The organism is Agromyces humi, from assembly GCF_009720255.1.
GTDB lineage: Bacteria > Actinomycetota > Actinomycetes > Actinomycetales > Microbacteriaceae > Agromyces > Agromyces humi.
This window is the reverse complement of record NZ_WJSP02000745.1, coordinates 1-652: the sequence shown is the minus strand read 5'-3', so window position 1 is coordinate 652 and position 652 is coordinate 1. Positions and strand designations below refer to the sequence as shown.

Below are 652 nucleotides of genomic sequence, written 5' to 3'. Positions count from 1 at the left end.
GAGGCAGCCGGCGACGAGCAGGCCGGCGACGAGCAGGCCGGCGACGAGCAGGCCGCCGACGCGGCAGCCACCGAGGAGCAGGGCGAACCCGACGCGGATGACGGGAGCCCGATCGCCGACGTCGCGTCAGCACCATCAGACGAGACGACTCCCGACCCCGACGGATCTCCCGGCGCGCAGGCCGACATCGCCCCCACGACCAGAGGAGCCGACGATGCGTCTTGACCGCAAACGGGCCCTGAACCTCGGCGGACGCGCACTCGCCTTCCTCGGCGCGGCCGCGCTCGCGGTCGGTGCCGTCGGTGCGGCGGCGCTCGTTCCGTGGCCCGACCATCGCATCGCCCCTCCGTCCGTGCTCGTGCAGCCGGCGGAGAGCCGCCAGCAGCGCGTCTGTCCCGGGCCGCTGCTCGCCCTCGGCGAGGACGCGGCGGCGGCGACCACCGCGTCGTCGATCGGCGCGGCCGACCTCGTGACGGCCGCTGAGCCGTCGGACGCTCAACTGGAGGAGACGCCCCTCGCGGCTCCCGAGAATCCCTTCGCCGGCGAGGACGGAACGCCCGTCGCGATCGCGGCCGAGCCGGGCGCCGTCGATGCGGGCATGCTGGCGGGCGCCCAGTCGCAGGCCGTCGCGACCGAGACCGCCGGCGGCCTC

Annotated in this window: 1 protein-coding gene and 1 pseudogene; both read left to right on the top strand. The window is 76.1% G+C overall.

What is annotated here, in order from left to right; genetic code table 11:
- A partial coding sequence (locus tag GH736_RS23945) for a hypothetical protein (protein WP_203230950.1) occupies positions 1-225 on the top strand: 225 nt, incomplete at its 5' end.
- A pseudogene (locus tag GH736_RS23940) lies at positions 215-652 on the top strand (hypothetical protein); the annotation flags it as partial. The gene GH736_RS23945 and the pseudogene GH736_RS23940, both read left to right, overlap by 11 nt.